Annotated in this window: 21 protein-coding genes; 10 read left to right on the forward strand and 11 right to left on the reverse strand. The window is 36.7% G+C overall.

Features of this window, described 5'->3' with window-relative positions; all coding sequences use genetic code 11:
- Positions 1–118 precede the first annotated feature (118 nt).
- Complete coding sequence (locus BLL40_RS05405) at positions 119–1,144, reverse strand: DUF3427 domain-containing protein (RefSeq protein WP_073710910.1); 1,026 nt, start codon at positions 1,142–1,144, stop codon at positions 119–121.
- Between the two features lie 255 nt (positions 1,145–1,399).
- On the opposite strand from BLL40_RS05405, the gene BLL40_RS17620 reads away from it, so the two are divergent.
- The 3 genes from BLL40_RS17620 to BLL40_RS05420 all read left to right on the forward strand — a co-directional run bounded on the left by BLL40_RS17620 (position 1,400) and on the right by BLL40_RS05420 (position 4,129).
- Complete coding sequence (locus tag BLL40_RS17620; RefSeq protein ID WP_083566335.1) at positions 1,400–1,876, forward strand: excalibur calcium-binding domain-containing protein; 477 nt, start codon at positions 1,400–1,402, stop codon at positions 1,874–1,876.
- Positions 1,877–2,187: 311 nt separating this feature from the next.
- Entirely contained in the window at positions 2,188–3,357 is a 1,170-nt protein-coding gene (tcmP, locus tag BLL40_RS05415) for a three-Cys-motif partner protein TcmP (protein ID WP_073710911.1), read from the forward strand.
- A gap of 55 nt (positions 3,358–3,412) precedes the next feature.
- Positions 3,413–4,129 (forward strand): DUF5131 family protein, encoded by a 717-nt coding sequence (locus BLL40_RS05420; RefSeq protein WP_073710912.1) that lies wholly within the window; start codon positions 3,413–3,415, stop codon positions 4,127–4,129.
- 59 nt (positions 4,130–4,188) lie between these two features.
- On the opposite strand, the gene BLL40_RS05425 is transcribed toward BLL40_RS05420, so the two are convergent.
- Positions 4,189–4,437, reverse strand: a complete 249-nt coding sequence (locus tag BLL40_RS05425; RefSeq protein WP_073710913.1) for a DUF3006 family protein — start codon at positions 4,435–4,437, stop codon at positions 4,189–4,191.
- Positions 4,434–5,972, reverse strand: a complete 1,539-nt coding sequence (locus BLL40_RS05430) for an S-layer homology domain-containing protein (RefSeq protein ID WP_073710914.1) — start codon at positions 5,970–5,972, stop codon at positions 4,434–4,436. Before BLL40_RS05430 ends, BLL40_RS05425 begins: the two co-directional genes overlap by 4 nt.
- A 232-nt stretch (positions 5,973–6,204) precedes the next feature.
- Here BLL40_RS05430 and BLL40_RS05435 point away from each other — a divergent pair, with 232 nt between their 5' ends.
- From BLL40_RS05435 to arr, 4 genes are all read left to right on the forward strand, one after another.
- Complete coding sequence (locus BLL40_RS05435; protein WP_073710915.1) at positions 6,205–6,687, forward strand: ImmA/IrrE family metallo-endopeptidase; 483 nt, start codon at positions 6,205–6,207, stop codon at positions 6,685–6,687.
- Between the two features lie 91 nt (positions 6,688–6,778).
- Positions 6,779–7,795 carry a thermonuclease family protein gene (locus tag BLL40_RS05440; protein WP_245797901.1) on the forward strand — a complete coding sequence of 339 codons (1,017 nt, stop codon included), beginning with the start codon at positions 6,779–6,781 and terminating at the stop codon, positions 7,793–7,795.
- 223 nt (positions 7,796–8,018) lie between these two features.
- Entirely contained in the window at positions 8,019–9,164 is a 1,146-nt protein-coding gene (locus BLL40_RS05445; RefSeq protein WP_073710916.1) for a site-specific integrase, read from the forward strand.
- Positions 9,165–9,719: 555 nt separating this feature from the next.
- Entirely contained in the window at positions 9,720–10,136 is a 417-nt protein-coding gene (gene arr, locus BLL40_RS05450) for an NAD(+)--rifampin ADP-ribosyltransferase (RefSeq protein WP_073710917.1), read from the forward strand.
- On the opposite strand, the gene BLL40_RS17360 is transcribed toward arr, so the two are convergent.
- Complete coding sequence (locus BLL40_RS17360; RefSeq protein WP_159434196.1) at positions 10,133–10,279, reverse strand: hypothetical protein; 147 nt, start codon at positions 10,277–10,279, stop codon at positions 10,133–10,135. The two genes, arr and BLL40_RS17360, sit on opposite strands and share 4 nt — an antisense overlap.
- Positions 10,280–10,423: 144 nt before the next feature.
- Between BLL40_RS17360 and BLL40_RS17365 the strand changes: the two genes are divergently transcribed.
- The gene (locus BLL40_RS17365; RefSeq protein WP_159434197.1) at positions 10,424–10,594 is read left to right on the forward strand and encodes a hypothetical protein; all 171 of its coding nucleotides are present in this window, start codon (positions 10,424–10,426) and stop codon (positions 10,592–10,594) included.
- Between the two features lie 654 nt (positions 10,595–11,248).
- On the opposite strand, the gene BLL40_RS05460 is transcribed toward BLL40_RS17365, so the two are convergent.
- From BLL40_RS05460 to BLL40_RS05470, 3 genes are all read right to left on the reverse strand, one after another.
- The gene (locus BLL40_RS05460; RefSeq protein ID WP_073710919.1) at positions 11,249–11,869 is read right to left on the reverse strand and encodes an NAD(P)-dependent oxidoreductase; all 621 of its coding nucleotides are present in this window, start codon (positions 11,867–11,869) and stop codon (positions 11,249–11,251) included.
- Positions 11,870–12,258: 389 nt separating this feature from the next.
- Positions 12,259–13,089 (reverse strand): cupin domain-containing protein, encoded by an 831-nt coding sequence (locus BLL40_RS05465; protein ID WP_073710920.1) that lies wholly within the window; start codon positions 13,087–13,089, stop codon positions 12,259–12,261.
- Positions 13,090–13,289: 200 nt separating this feature from the next.
- Positions 13,290–13,511, reverse strand: coding sequence for a hypothetical protein (locus BLL40_RS05470; RefSeq protein WP_073710921.1), 222 nt, complete (start codon positions 13,509–13,511; stop codon positions 13,290–13,292).
- Positions 13,512–13,674: 163 nt separating this feature from the next.
- Here BLL40_RS05470 and BLL40_RS05475 point away from each other — a divergent pair, with 163 nt between their 5' ends.
- Both BLL40_RS05475 and BLL40_RS18110 read left to right on the forward strand, forming a co-directional pair.
- Complete coding sequence (locus tag BLL40_RS05475) at positions 13,675–13,908, forward strand: hypothetical protein (RefSeq protein ID WP_073710922.1); 234 nt, start codon at positions 13,675–13,677, stop codon at positions 13,906–13,908.
- A gap of 134 nt (positions 13,909–14,042) precedes the next feature.
- The gene (locus BLL40_RS18110; RefSeq protein ID WP_342743114.1) at positions 14,043–14,204 is read left to right on the forward strand and encodes a hypothetical protein; all 162 of its coding nucleotides are present in this window, start codon (positions 14,043–14,045) and stop codon (positions 14,202–14,204) included.
- A 110-nt stretch (positions 14,205–14,314) separates the two neighbouring features.
- On the opposite strand, the gene BLL40_RS05485 is transcribed toward BLL40_RS18110, so the two are convergent.
- The 4 genes from BLL40_RS05485 to BLL40_RS05500 form a co-directional block, all read right to left on the reverse strand.
- Complete coding sequence (locus tag BLL40_RS05485) at positions 14,315–14,749, reverse strand: N-acetylmuramoyl-L-alanine amidase (RefSeq protein WP_073710923.1); 435 nt, start codon at positions 14,747–14,749, stop codon at positions 14,315–14,317.
- A 390-nt stretch (positions 14,750–15,139) separates the two neighbouring features.
- Entirely contained in the window at positions 15,140–15,532 is a 393-nt protein-coding gene (locus BLL40_RS05490) for a TIGR02328 family protein (RefSeq protein ID WP_073710924.1), read from the reverse strand.
- A gap of 170 nt (positions 15,533–15,702) precedes the next feature.
- Positions 15,703–15,897, reverse strand: coding sequence for a hypothetical protein (locus BLL40_RS05495; RefSeq protein ID WP_073710925.1), 195 nt, complete (start codon positions 15,895–15,897; stop codon positions 15,703–15,705).
- 154 nt (positions 15,898–16,051) lie between these two features.
- Entirely contained in the window at positions 16,052–16,375 is a 324-nt protein-coding gene (locus BLL40_RS05500) for a hypothetical protein (RefSeq protein ID WP_073710926.1), read from the reverse strand.
- Between the last annotated feature and the right edge of the window lie 83 nt (positions 16,376–16,458).

Raw genomic sequence — 16,458 nt, forward strand, 5'->3', positions numbered from 1 at the left:
AAAACAGATGAAGAGCCAAAAATATGACGAAGCGAGAACGCCGTACCTTCACCCTTGATTTCAAAAAAACAAATAGTGCAGCTGCACCAAAATGAAAACATGAAACAAGCGAGCAGTTTCAATAAACTTTAAACTGTGTTGCTACTAGTTCTCTCTGCATTGAAATGTCACCATTTAAGATATAACATTTAGCAGAATTAGTTTGTTTGTTGAAATTATATAGGCGATATAATACGTAATTATCAGGCTCTTTTTGTGAAAATGCTAATTCATTAATTGTCATCATAAATGGAGTTCTTTCTCCGCCTGTCGTTGTTTTCACCTCAATGTACTTTGGTTCTCCACTTAATGAAAATGAAAAGATATCATAGCCCGCTCCATCTCCTTCAATCACTGAAGTGTGGCTAACCCTTTCAGCTAAATCTGGCCGCCCAGCATCAATTAGAAATTGTCTTTCCCACACTAGCACAAGTTCTTCCCCTTGAAGCCCAAGTGCTTTATTTTTAGATGTATTTTCGGCAAAATCTACATGTCTCCCCTGGAACCTTCTCGTATTACTTCCTCTTCTTTCTACAGGTTCTGGAGGCTCGGAAAAGGATAGCTGATTCGATACGGATGATCTTTCCTCTTCTTCAATTTTTTCAATAAAAGTTGACGCTAAGCTTAAATTGTCTAAGCTACCTAAAGCTGCGTTAGCATCCCAATCAAGTATCTGCCATTTGAAATGAACCGGTTGCTGCCGCTCTATATCATGTGTAACGTATGCCAGCTTGCCTAAGTATGTAAATGGCTGAGCTTTTTTAGTCACAGGATTTAACCGGCTAGTGCGTAAGAAAAGATAGATATTCTCTGTCAAATAGTCATGGTTAATGAAATCTATAATTTGAGAGTTTGCCAACGTTTGTTTAGGCTGTGATTGCCAAGTTAAAATTCCATCTCCCGTGATCTCTTCTTCAAATGAATGATCAGCCTGTTTTTGACCAAACGTTACAAAGAAAACGTAATCTTTTTCTCTATTCGGCACTTTTACAATTCCTTGCAAGCCCCAAGTTCCCGTCCCTGGCGTGAAATTGCTTAATGGATCGAATACATCGTGAACGTCTTTTCGATCGTATATTTGATATTGCTCAAGTGGTTTTACCAAAGAAATCGCTCCTTTAAAAATCTGTACCCGGATAGTGGTTGGTACTTTTTTTACTGATTACTTTTAATATTTTGCTTTTAAAGAATTAAATTCTCCATTTAACTTTGAATCGTTTCATCAGAAATATCGTCATACCTGGATATTAGATAATAGGTCTAATTCCATTATATTGTTAGGTAAAAAGAATTGATATGACATTATTTGTCGTCTTTTGTCGAAGAGAAATAGTAGGAATTTCCTTGTTTATATAGGAAAATGTACTTAATTAGTTTATTAACATGTAGTCACTATAATGAAGTAACCGCCTTAAAAGAAGGGATTCAAACTTTAACTCAAAAAGTAACGGATGCTGAAAAACTTAATACAAAATTAGAAGAAACGAAAGCAACAGCTCTTTCAGAAAAAGATTCTTTGACCAGTGAAATCACTGCACTTGAGAAGGAAGTTGCCCGCTTAACGGAAGAAAATGAAACTGTTACTGCTGAGCGAGACAGCCTTTCCGAGGAAGTCGTGAGTTTAAATAGTGCGACAGCTAGCACTGTAAGTAGCACACCATCGGAGTTATTTGACGAAACGGAGAATATTCCTTCATCTGACTCTTCTACTACCCCTGAATTTTATGATAACTGTTCCGCAGCACAAGCAGCTGGTGCTGCTCCTGTATACGCTGGTGACCCTGGTTATGGACCTCACCTTGATCGTGATGGTGACGGTGTTAGGTGTGAGTACTAATTTATAAGATTAGCATCGTCTTCCCTCTTTTTTCAGGAAGATATCGGAAAGGTGGCAGGCTTTGGAAGTGTGCAAAAAACGAGGTCTTAATAAATATACAAGCTACGGCTTGTATTTATTTTTTCCATATATTGTTGCATTTTTCATGATATGTAGAAATCATTAAACTATGATGGAACTTTTATAACATGCAATTCAAAAATTGGACCACAACAATTGGACTAAACAAAAAACAATGATCCTTTTTATAGGTCGATCGCTCATAATGAGCTTTCTATAAATATAAAGGTTACTCTAAGGAGGAGTTTAGGATGGCAAATCAATTCTTTGGTGCCCTGCAAAAACATAGCAATGCAAAGGTGGAAATTCTCAACAATTATTTTATTCCTTGGCTGAGGAAGATTAACTTAGGTTCATATAGTATGAGCCGCTCTTTAGTTATTGATGGTTTTGCTGGTCCAGGTGTTTATGAAGATGGTGAACTAGGGTCACCGATTAAATTATTACTTGCAGCTACAGAATTTTGTGATCAATGTGATGATAATGGCTGGAAGCAACCTTCCATTACACTTATATTTATTGAGGGTAACAAAGATAACTATAACAAGTTAAAAGAAACTATCATTGATAATTGGCAGGCGGAATTTGATGAAGAAGATTATGCAAGATTGCCGGATTATCCAACCATCGCAATCCAATGTATAAATAATACTTTCGCAACCGCATTCAAAGATCTATTGGATGATATAAAACCAGGTCAAACTTTGATTCCTTCTTTCTGTTTTGTTGATCCGTTTGGATTCAAAGATACGCCTTTTGAATTGTTTGAAAAGTATCTATCTAATGAAAAGGCAGAATTATTGTTCAATTTCATGTTTGAGGAAATCAATCGATTTGTAACAACTAAAAATAGTCCCAAATTAATGGAAACATACAGTAATTTATTTGGAGTAGATGATATTCAAGAGCTACAAGATTTAATTGGTGATCATAAGAAAGATGCAAGAAAAAAGATAGTAGTGGATTATTACTCACGTCAATTGCTTGAAAAAAGTGACGCGAAATACGTTTTGAATTTTGAATTTAAAAAGAATGGCCGAACAAAAATGTTCCTTTTCTACTCAACAAAAAGTACTCATGGATTGAAACTGATGAAAAAACAAATGTGGAAAGTTGATGACACTGGCCTATATTTATTTAACGACAAAAAGTCAGCCGATCAGATTGAATTTGAATTTGTTAAGGAAGTTAAAGATGAAACCATGAGGCAAGATTTATCCAAATTAATATATGAAAATTTTGCTGAACGCCAGGTCGGTATTGAATTTATTGAGGAATTCGTATTAACCCAAACAATTTATCCAATCGAAAATTATATGAAACAATCATTAAAGCTCCTTGAAAAAGAAGGACTACTAATAGCAACTAATCGCAAAAAACCAATGAGCTATCCGGATGGATGCATGGTAAAATTTAATTAAGAACAGTTGTTCCTAAACCACACTTATGTTACAATTATCTAAAGGAGTGGTTTTTATGGCAGGAAATTCAAATATTGAGTGGACCGAAGCCACTTGGAACCCGATAACAGGCTGCACAAAAGTTTCAGAAGGATGCAAAAATTGTTACGCTGAACGTATGGCCAGACGACTAACTGCTATGGGAAATCCACGTTATGTTAATGGATTTAATGTTACCCTCCATCCAGATTTAGTCGATGTTCCCCGTAGATGGGTGAAACCCAGAAAAATATTCGTTAATTCCATGTCTGACCTTTTTCATAAAGATGTTCCATTAGACTTTATCCAAAAGGTGTTTCAAACAATGAATGAAACACCGCAGCACTCTTATCAAGTGCTCACCAAGCGCCCAGAACGCGCTGCTGAACTCTCATCTCATCTTACGTTCACGCCAAATATTTGGATGGGAACAAGCATTGAAAATCAGCGTGTTATTGAGCGTATGAATTGTTTAAAGCAAGTGCCTGCCCACATTCGCTTTTTATCATGCGAACCACTTTTAGGTCCTTTGGATTTAGAGTTGAGTAATATTCATTGGGTAATTGTAGGTGGGGAATCGGGACCTGGTGCAAGGCCAATGGAAGCTGATTGGGTTCGTTCAATTCGTGATCAATGTCAAGATCAACAGGTTGCCTTCTTTTTTAAACAATGGGGCGGCGTGCAAAAGCACCGTTACGGCAGAGAGTTAGATGAACAAACATATGATGAATTTCCAGAATTAAGTTTGATTTAAATTTTCTCCCCATCTCACTTTTATGAGATGGGTCTTGTTTTAATCTAAAAAACCTTTATTTATTGATTACGCTTGAGTAGCTGCTCTTTGATCGCTTTTATTTTCTCTTTTATACTTTCTGTTTCTTCTTTTAAAAACTCAATTTTCACATCAGTTTCAGACGATTCAATTCTTACCAAATCCCCTTCTTTTGCTGCGTCACCAAGTTTTTCAATAGGCATTAACTCTTCAACCGATTCATCTTCTCGCCATAGCAACTTTGCCTGACCTTTTTCAATAGAATCAATCGTGTAAACGCCATTTCTCATCGTTCACACGCCCAGCCGTCGTTATCACGGTCCATTTTATCTTGATAAGCGGGGTGCCCTTTTGCTACGCCGTCTGGATATACTTCGCGTAATTCAGTACAGTTAGCAAATTCTGTTTGAACAGGTGGTTCTGGTGTTGGCTCTGGCTCTGGTTCCGGAGCTGGGACAGTCCCTGAATTATCTTGTTCGAAGTAAATGTCCTGTCCATCTGTCCATGTTTCAACCGTGCCTTCTGGTGTTGACCAAACATCCACTCCAGAATTCAAGAGCCGATTCAATACAACTGAATCTGGATGACCGTATTGATTAGTTTCGCCATAAGACAAAATTGCATCTAATGGATCCACTGCATTTAAAAACGCCTGTGATGTGCCTGTTTCAGATCCGTGATGAGATACTTTCAATACCTCTGCATCCAAATCATATTTTTTGATTAATGCAGTTTCTACTTCAACGCCTGCATCACCAGTCAAAAGATAATCAACTTCACCATAGCTGACCATAAGCACAATGGACCCATCATTTAAGTCAGTTGCAGCATGGTCTACATGAAGCACTTTAACAGTAACTGTTGGATCAAGTGTAATGTTCTGCCCCTCTTGTGCCAATTTAAATGCTGCACCTTTTGACTGAACCGCTGTTAAATAATCTAGATAGGTCTGCGTTGTGTGATCTTGCCCAGAATCGATCACTGATTTAACACCGTAGTTTTTAATGACATAATCCGCACCACCGATATGATCTGCATCCGGATGTGTGGCCACAAATGTATCGATAGAAGAAACACCTAGCGCCTCAAGAGCCGTTTTAACTGCATTATCACTTCGGCTTGCATCCACTAGCATGTTTTTACCGTTCGGAAAGCCTAGCAAAATAGCATCGCCCTGTCCGACATCAAGGAAATTCACACTAAACGGCGGCAATATTTCACCTGGTATAAAGTACGGATCCAATGCACGAGCCATAAATGCCGCAAACTGACCGCGTGTGACAGCTGTATTAGGACGATATGTATTGTCTGGATAGCCTGCTGTAATGCCTGCCGCAATAATTTTTCCTATGTATGGATACGCAGCTGACGAGGATGAAACGTCTTTAAACGTAACGGACGCAGAATCGGATAACTCAAACGCACGTGTTAATAAGATTGCTAGCTGGCCACGTGACACCGTTTGTCCTGGACGAAATGTGCCATCTGGAAAGCCCGAAATGATCCCTTCATCTACCGCTGATTCGATATAGCCCGATGCTGTATTCGATGAATTAACATCAGAAAAGGATGTTTTCCGTTTCGTGCCGTCCAATTCGAACGTTTTGCCAATTAAAATAGCAGCTTGCGCACGTGTTACGGCCTGATCCGGTTTAAAGGATCCATCCTGAAAGCCCGTAATAATTTCAGCATCTGATAGATAATCAATTTCTTCATAAAAACGATAACCATCCGGTACGTCTTTAAATGATGCTGCTTCCGCAAATGGTGTTGCAATACCGAGCGCTAACACAGCACTTGATAAAAAAGCGAATGTTTTTTTCATTTTCTCTCTACCTCTCTTTCATAGTTTGATTATACCTTTCGTTTTACAATTTTGTAATAGATTTTCCAAAATCAATTAAATGTTAATACTTACAGGTTTATTGTAAATTTCCCAATTCAGATAAATTTTAATATAAATTAAGGCCACTCCCTTTTATTCTGCATTAATATGTTATATACTTTCCACCAAACGTATATTCCCATATATGTAAATTGGAAAAGAGGCGGTCACTTTGGTCTATACAAAAACACATTTAGAAGATTTTATTCAAAACCTCTACACGAATATTGGAATCCACCATCCTCAACAACTAAACTTAGTAGAAATTTCTACAAAGCTTGGTATTGTCATTGATTATATTGACGGCATCAGCAAGTGCATAGAACATGAACAATTTTCATTTATCATGCTAAATCAAAATCTCTCCCCTGCTGTGCAATGGCAGGAGTTTGCCCATGAGCTCTGTCATCTGCTGCGTCACGCAGGTAATCAATATACACTCCCTCCCTTCTTCTTAAAAATGCAGGAATGGCAGGCCAACAGCTTTGCCCTGCACTTTTGTGTTCCGACTTTTATGCTCGAAAAACTTGAATTAACAGATCATAAGCAAGTAGCTATTTCCATTATTGCTCAAACGTTTGGTGTAGAATATGACTTTGCTGAAGAACGGCTTGAACGTTGGCTGATACAACGGGCCATGGTGTATTACGGATAAAAGAAAGGGACTCTATTCCTCTCACCATTTGTCGTAATTTGTCGGAGGAAATATGTGGATGTCCCTCTTTTTTTATAGGAAGATAGATAGAATGACTAGTCAGGCATTAATTAGCACACTATGGTGTGTATTTAATTTAATTATTGGATGGTACTATTTTCACGATATGGATGACTTATTGTTAAAAGGGGGATTTTTAGAAATGAGCAATCTGTTCAAAGGATGTCTTGGTTGTCTAGGACTGCTTGTTGTGTTGGCTTTACTCGTTGGCGGATGTACTGCGTTTTTCGATGTAGATGAGGACGTTGAGGTTAGCAACAATTCTGTTACAGAAACGGAAGTAAGTGAAGAGGAAACTACTGCTGAAGAACAGACCACTGAGAAAGTCACTGCTCCGACAACGACAGAAGTTGTTAATAAGGAACAAACAGCTAGTTCCCTTCCCGATGGGTTAATTGCTGCTACTGTAATTCGTGTAGTGGATGGTGACACGATTAAAGTTACTATGGATGGCAAAGAAGAAACCGTTCGACTGATTCTTGTCGATACGCCGGAAACAAAACATCCGCAGAAAGATGTTCAACCATTTGGTCCCGAGGCATCCACTTTTACGACTGAACAGCTGTCGGGTGTAGAAGTGAAGATCGAACCTGGCATCGAGGAACGAGACCGTTATGGCCGTCTGCTTGCTTACGTATATGTCGGAGATAAGATGTTTAATAAGATGCTGTTAGAAAAAGGATTAGCTCGTGTCGCTGTATATCCACCGAATACGCAGTATCTTGACGAATTTGAAAAAATACAGGCTGATGCAAAGAGCCAAGCAATCGGGATCTGGTCTATTGAAAATTACGTGACGGACGATGGTTATAATTCTGAATCAAATAAAGAGCCAGAGGCAATACCTGCTCCAGTCCAAGAAGAAACTAAGCCCATTCCTGTTGTTGAACCAGAACCTGCTCCCGAGCCAGAACCCGTTGTTCAATCTGAATCCTATCAGAACTGCACAGAGCTGAGAAAAGTTTATCCAGCTGGCGTCGCTTCCGATCACCCTGCTTACGAATCGAAGCATGACCGTGATAAAGATAATTGGGCTTGCGAGTCGTAATTCACCAGTTTAACCATTCTCATCCAACCTGTCCCTTTATGAGACAGGTTTTTTCTTTTATAATGAATAGAAACGTATGTTCCAATTATCAATTAAGTACATTTCACTCCTTACAGTCTTTAATGAACATTAACGCGAGAGTGACTTTGTACTTTGAGCCGTCTTGAAGAAGTACTTTTTTAGCCTTACGCTCAAGTAAAGAAGATTTGAAAGGAGAATGATTATGGCGGCATTCAGAAAACGTGGGAATAAGTGGGAGTATCGTGCCTCGTATAAAGATCCCTTTACACAAGAATATAAAGTAAAGTCCAAAGGCGGGTTTTCTACCAAAAAAGAGGCACAAATGGCTGCTGCAGATGCGGAAAAACAAATCGCTGAAGGTCTTGAAACAACCGAAGGAAATATTAGCCTTTCCTTTTATTTAAATAATTGGCTAGTTGAATATAAAAAAGAAACGGTCCGGAAAAATACGTATGATCTGCATGAACGGAACGTGAGGAATCATATTCTCCCCTACTTCAAAAATATTAGCCTTGTTGACGTGAAGCCGATCATGTACCAAAAGTTTTTGAATCATCTCACCAACCAAGATTACAGCAAGCGTACGGTTGAAATTATCCATGGGACTATGTACAACGCCATGGAAAAAGCCCTCGTTCTAGGCAAATTGAAAAAGAATCCTTGCCGCGGTGCAACGATCTCCAATCGTAATGCCAAAGAGGATACCGGTTTAAAGTATATGCGTTCAGAGGATGTTCCTTCTTTCTTACAAACTGCCTTTAAGTACAATTACATATACTATATTTTCTTCAAGGTTTTAATTGAAAGTGGTATGCGTAAAGGTGAGGCTGCTGCACTCCAATGGACAGACATCGATTTAAAAGAAAACCGGATCAGCATCACGAAGTCGCTTGATTTCCAGGCTGATTCAGAAGAAGGTTTATTCGGAGATACGAAAACTTATAATTCAAAGCGTGAAATTGTGATGAGCCAGTCCATTATGAATGAGCTTCGCGATCATAAGAAATGGCAGAACAACAATAAACTGACGTTAAACGATATTTATAAGCATGATTTAAACTTAGTATTTTGCCGTATCGATGGAAATTACTTACCGAAGTCTACTTTATTCAACGCTTTTAAACGCATATTGAAACAAGCCGAACTTCAACAATTGCCCATTCATTCATTACGTCATACACATGCCGTGATGCTCCTTGAATCTGGCTCAAGTATGAAATTCATCCAAGACCGACTTGGTCATGGCAGCATGGCCATTACGGCAGATGTGTATTCGCATGTCAGCGACCGTCTTAGCAAAGAAAGCATTGAAGAGTATGAAAAGTATGTTTCACTGTTCTTAAAATAATTTTGGTCAAATTTTGGTCAAAACCGTATTCCTACTAAAAATATTGTATTTGACCAAATTAAGAAAAACCCCTCAAAGCCAGTTGGCTCAAGGGGTTCAGCTGATTAGAATGTTGTAAGATATTGTTCACGTTCCCACGGATGAACTTGTGTGCGGATCGTGTTTGTGCTTTTTATAGATTGTTAATGTTCATTAGAAAACTTGATTAAATAATATTCTGGGCAAGTTGCTTTTTATTTTATGTTATAACATTTTGTTTTTATGTGGGTGTTTCGTGGGTATCTGAGGCAATACCCACGAACTATTTTGAAACTTGTTAAAACACGCTTTATTAAATCACTCTCAACTGTATCTTTATCATAATGTTTGATTAAAAATCATCTAAAGCTTTGATCTTACTGCATTTAAAACGTAAATAATAGGTAATTGTCGTTCGATATCATTCTTTCTACTTACATTATACTATTATTTACAAATTATTTATAGACTACTCTTTTGGTATTTCCCATACTATACTGTTATACACAAATCTAAAAATATAAGGGGTGTATCAGTATGAATGACAAAAAAGGTGTCTTAGATAATGGTCCTTTTTTTCATGGTACTAAAGCAGAACTAAAAATTGGAGATTTATTAGAACCACAACACTTATCAAATTACCAAGATAAAAAATCTAATTATATATATTTTACTGCAACATTAGATGCTGCTAAATGGGGTGCTGAATTAGCAACATCTAAATCAAAAGAAAGAATTTATATTGTAGAACCATTAGGTGATTTTGAAAATGATCCGAACTTAACTGACAAAAGATTTCCTGGAAACCCAACACGTTCTTATAGGTCTAAATCTCCTTTGAAAATAATAGCTGAATTAAGGTCATGGGAAAGACATTCCGATGAAGATATAAATCATATGCTTACATCTTTAAAAAAGTTACGTGAACAAGGAAAAGCTGTAATATACGATTAATCCGTAAAGCAATAGCCCTTAATATAATTGTCGTCCATACTCGTGACAATAATACGTCGTTTCGTGATCGTGTTATCCAATGCCATGTACATGATCTCGATTGGCCATTTCTCTTCTTTCGATTTCAACAGTAATCCGTTCATTTTAGCAACCCCTTTCTTTAATTCCATTATAAAAAAACAAATGTTCTTTTCGTGAATCAAAAATAAATGTATCTCCCTCTTTTCTATTACACATTTCATGGGTATATAGCATTATATTAGTTAATCAACAAAGGAGCTTATTACATGGCTGAGAAAATTGTTATGACTTGTCCAAATTGTGGGAATATGATCAAGGATGAGGAGTACGTAGGGATAACCCACATATATTCTGTTGTTCATTTCGGCTGTGGCTCCATACCTTTACCAGGAGAGGTAATAATTGAAATTGGCTCTGTTGCAGATATTACAGAGTAGCATCTTGTATGACTGGCTGCGGCCGGTCTTTTTATTTAGAATTCCTTTTTGGCCGATTATTCGACGGGCAGTAGAGATGAGCAAGCTAAAAATAGGCTCTTTCTGAAAAATAGGAAAAACCCCTTAAAGTCAGACTGCTCAAGGGGTTTCACATATTCATGTATTGCTCATGCACTCAAGAATGAACTTGTTTGAAGAATATATGTTTACTTCTCATTAGCATTTAATTTAGTCTTACAACTCTTTGTTTATAAGCGTTTAGCAAATTCATCTTTCAAATCCCATCAAGCTTTGCCCAAATATTTTGGTCATCTATTATTTATATTTAGTCCTAGATCTCTTTGTTTCTTTGCAAATACATTTGCATTTTTTGGTCAAATAAATTGTCAATCTTGTACGCCTACACTTGTCCTTGTACCATATGTAAATAAGCGAAACAGCCAAATATGGGTTTATGACATAACTTAAATAAGTACGTTTAATAAACAGGCTCTGTTATAGTTTATTGTTAATTTTTAACCAAAAAAAAGACCGAAAAAATCGGTCTATTTTGCATGTTTTCTTGAACTAACGCAACCCATTAGTTGAATTACAATTTTTCACAAACAATAAATTTTACCTTATGACAGCAAGTAATAATGTAAGAGAATATTATTAGTAGGCGATACCTACACGTGATTTTATATAATTGTTACTTTCAATCTGCTTATATGTAAATTCTGCTGTATCCGATACGTATATTTTAACTCCACCCACCGGCAAAAAATCACGTTCCACACGATATTCACCTAAACTTTCTCCATCCGGTAAATATGTAGGACATACAATAGTCCATTCAAGTGTTGATTGTTTAAGCATATCGTAAACTTTATGATGTTCTTCTGCTGCACGGGTTGATTTACGCTTTGATTCACTTGATTGATAACGCAGTAAATTCGGGGTGGTTCTACTTTGTAGAATACCTGCAGTTCCTATAGTAATAATCCGTTGTATACCTTCGTTTTCCATTGCTTCGATAATGTGTGGCATACTTTCAGACAAAGTTGTTGCCCCATCAGTATTTAACGCACTAATAACTACATCAATCCCGTGCATTGCACGTACGATATCCTCTTTATTTAAAACATTACCTCGAATAATCGTTAAATTTTCATTATTTATTTGAATCTTCTCTGGAGTACGAACTAATGCAGTAACATGATGTCTGTCATGAAGAGCATAATTAACTATTTGACCTCCAACTCGTCCAGTTGCACCTAAAATTAAAATATTCAAAAGTATAATCCTCCTTTTTACGAATACAAATATTACACTACACTATAAATGCTATTATTTCTTCTTTTTTAACTTAAGCAGGATTACTTTAAGTATACTTAAATTTTGAATAGCGAACTAATTTCCTTTAAAGAAGTCGCTCAACAAACTGGCCCGTTTGTTGAATACAAGTTAGCGGAACAGCTATTAACCTTGATAAACGAATATAAGAAAAGAGCGTATTTTGAAAAAAATTAACCAAAACACGCTCTTCTTGTACTAACATATACGATTGTGGATTTAATATTTTGTATTATGTTTATGATGTAGAAATGAAAGGGAATTGCCAATCTGACAAACCCATTAACATTTTTTGGTATATCTCTTTTTTTTAACCTAATAATTTTACTCTAATTTTGCATATTTTTGCTTTGCCGAAGAAGTTTTGATTCGCCTGTACGTTCCCACTCTTCTACCGTTTCATATGCTTTTTCAGGAGAATACCCTTTCCCTACAAGAACTCCCATGAGAATAAATTCTTGAAGTATGTGTGTAGAATTTATTCCTTTTTTAACATCCTCTAATCCTTCATTCACCAAAAATTCTGTGTACTGTATCCATTCATCTGGAGTCTTGCCAAAGACAACTGTCTCTCCCTTGCCATGACCGTAGCCTTCTTCGGTAGCCAATGCATCTGCTTTGGTAACATGAACAGTACCAAATGGATGGTTAGGAGGAGCATATATCGAATAAAGTTTTAGCGGAATATTACCTGTATTGGTTAGATTATGCCATGTTCCAGCGGGTAATAGTATTGCAGAATCATCATAGACATTTCTTTTAAAGTTTAAATTATCTTTACTCTCGCCCATTTGGACAATCCCCTGACCTTGCTCAATACGTAAGAATTGATCAACATTAGGATGCATTTCCAAACCGATATCTTCGCCAACATTGAGACTCATTAAAGTGACTTGCAAATGTGTTCCTGTCCATAATGCAGTTCGATACGTATTGTTTTGCTTCGTGGCTTCATTGATATTAACGACAAATGGTTTTGGCCCATAATCTGTTAACAAAATACTTTCATTACCTTTGGAGGAGCGAAAAGAATCAAATCGGTTTACCTGCTCTATCTCACCAGGAAAATTTAGGTAATCAGAATGTCTTCCACTGTTATACATTGGTACATTAACATAATAAGGATACTGATATGGATACATATAAGGATTATAGTACATTTTACTCAATCCCTTCACAGTTTATAAAGTTATCCTATGCACCTGTTAAGGGAATGTACTCAGATTCAGGGTGACTTTATTTAAAGCAAGCGTTTTAGCCTAAAATACTTATTTTATTTTCCACTTATAACCATAAATAACGTATTTCTTCTATAATAATATTGAAATACAAAAAAAGCCCTTTATATAAAGAGCTGACCTCACGTTGCTTCTCGTTGTCTTTCCCGTGGTTTAGCGACTGCTAAAATGTTCTCGAGCTTAAACGTCCGCTTTTGCTTTCGCGTAAAGCAGTAAGCCTTAATATAATCCTGGTTAATTTTCGTTACGATGATTCGTCGTTTTGTGATCATATTATCCTTAGCCATGTACATCAGTTCAATCGGCATCGTCTCTTCTAACGAAGTAAGCAGTAATCCGTTCATTTGAGCAGCTCCCTTCTTTAATTCCACTAAACCAAACATACGTTTTATAATCAGCATAAAAGTAACATATTTTCGTACCTTTTCTGAAAAGTTATGGAAATATCACAGAGCTATAAAATGTCTGACTTATTTATTCTGTATATTAGCACTAGAGGTGATCTTTATGATTAATGAATTCTTTTTTATCGAAGGAAAAGTTTTGAAAGATAAATTGGATGAAGATCAGATCAAAGAACAAGCTGCATTTTGGAGAGATTGTGCGGACAATAGCAAGGATTATACGTTTATGATGAGCTATATAAAATTATGCGCTCAACTTGATGAACCTATAAAGACAGATATCTTAACCGCTACACCAGATCAGGTTCATAATATGTGTAACGGAATGATGATGTGAGATCGGCTGCGGCCGGTCTTTTTTATCTAACTAATATTTAAAAACGCCTTCTTTTTTCTATATTTCTAGCATATATATTTTTTTCCGCATATATATATACCTAGAGATAGTTTAAGGGAAAAGGAGCTGATCAATTGAAATTGCTCGCAGCAGTTAAAGTACCTGGTTTATATCGCCTTTGGAATAGTAAGGGAAAAGAAGTGACTGGAGCTCTTTTCTTCGACGAAATTTCAAGAAGTGTTGTAGATGACGGAAATGATTGGGACCCTGGCATCTTTAGTTGGTTCAACGAATGAGATATTAATTTTGCAGATTGGCAGGAAATTGAAGTTGAGATTTTACCGATAATGATCGTAGATTTAAAAACAGCCCCGGCCGCAAACGCGTAACCGGGGTATACTCTTGTTTATTTTACTTTGCTCATCCGATGCAGCATCGACCATACTTCTTCTCGCGTCACAGGACGTTGCGGGTATGTCCCGTCGCTAATGCCGTTTTCTTTCGCCCACTGTTTTGCTTCTTCAAACCGTGGTGAAGGTGCTGCGTCTTTTTTGTACTGTTCTGCCATGATTGTTTCCTCCTTTTTTGGTACAGTACTTGCGGATGAAGTACCAGCTACAGATGATGAGGTTGTTAGTTTTTTACCGGCCAGTGATTCAGCAATGGAGCGACATATCGCGTCAAAGTGTTCCCTGTATAACTTTGCATCGGCTAACGAGTCAACAAAGCACACTTCTATGAGGATGGCCGACTTCTTCGTATTGTTTAAAAAGCCCAAATCTGTCCGATACTTAGGTCCGCGGTTTTTCAAGCCGCTTGCTGTGGAAATCGCTTTTGACACCTGAGCAGGTAACCCTGTACTTCATATGTTATTGCGTCTGTTATAATATTTTCACTATCTAACTTAATGTATAATTTCAATTTATTACCCCCATAATCTTTTTATTTGTTTTGATTCGCCAGTTATCCCATTTTGAATTGCGTATCCAAGTCCTAATGGCATTGATAAATTAATATTTATTATTTTTTTATTACTTTTATATGCTCCGATTTCTGTTTTATAAACCCTCCCTTTTGTAACGGCTGTAACGGATAGTTTTAACGTTACAAGTGATTCAGCTGCTTTGCATTAGATGAAAGGATTATTCCGTTCACTGTTTCACTGCACTGGTTGTAACGTTACAGCAAAGAAAAAAGCACCCATAAGGATGCCTAGACTTTATATATCACTTCAAAAATCGATTTTAATAATAATCCCCTTTTCCTTCAAATTTTCTAAGCACTCTTGTAAATAATTATCATCATGTTCCGGATAAATGTTCTTTTTATTCTTCTCCGCGGATACAAAATTAAATTTTAAATCTTCACTCATCATTTCACACTTTTTACCTCTATAGTTTGGATTGAGCCATTCTTCTGAAACTTTATATCCTCTTTTTTGCATTTCCAACATGATGAGATAATGATAATGAAATAACCGCTTATAGCTATATTTAAAAACGTAATCTACAGTTGCATGAGGCTTCCGCCATCCATTTCCCCTTAATGCTGCACACTCTCGATGTTGTCCCAATAATTGTTGTCTAGGTAATTTACTAATTAATTCTTCATGCCATAGTCTCATAAAAACCATCCTTAATATAACTGATACTTTACCCTATTAATTAAACAGGAATAAAGTATTCTTTACAACTTTGTCTCATCAGCTGGGCACCTCACATTACCATCTGCATATTTGAGTTGTTTTGGACATAAAAAATAGCACCCCGTAGGATGCTCCATACTATTCTTTCGTCATAGTACACGAGCCTTAATACTAAATGAACTGTCTTCATTTTTAGCAATGTCTACTATTTCGATTATTCCATCATCTTGTAGCTTTTTGGCTGCTAGGTATTTAGCATTCATATCTTCTTCCGTATTACAACCAATAACTAAGTAATTTCCGCCCGCTTCTTTTAACCTAGTTAACAATACATCCTGTGACATAGTAACACCTCCTTTTGCCTATTCTTTCGACAATAGGAGGTAATTTCCTGCAAAACAAAACGTTGATGCCAGAATAGCATTTTTCTTCTTCTCATATATACGACATACGTACGACAAAGATACACCGAATAAACGATGCTCTTAATTTTTAATTTTAAGAGATATACTTCTGACGAATCAAATTGGTATACTTTATTATCAAGTTATTTATCGCAGCGGTGTTTGGTGCATTAATAACTGAGTCAAGTAGCTGATCCATAAGACTGTAATCAGCGTCTGATAAACTATCGTCTTTACGAATATGACCGTTATAAATCTCCATTGAATAAGCAACAGCCGCTTTTACTCTCGAAAGCATACTATCCTCAAAATAATCCATATTTGCTAGAGTTGCAGGATCCCCCCATCGATTAACAGATCTTTCTAAAGCAAACTCCAAAGCACTTCTTACAAAGTTTTCATATCTTAATTTTTCCATTTCAACATCTCCTTTCTTCAAAATTCCCCAATAATAAGGACTAATTACCTAATTTAATCATTCATCAAATAACGATAAACGGA

Source organism: Domibacillus mangrovi, assembly GCF_001906925.1.
GTDB lineage: Bacteria > Bacillota > Bacilli > Bacillales > Domibacillaceae > Domibacillus > Domibacillus mangrovi.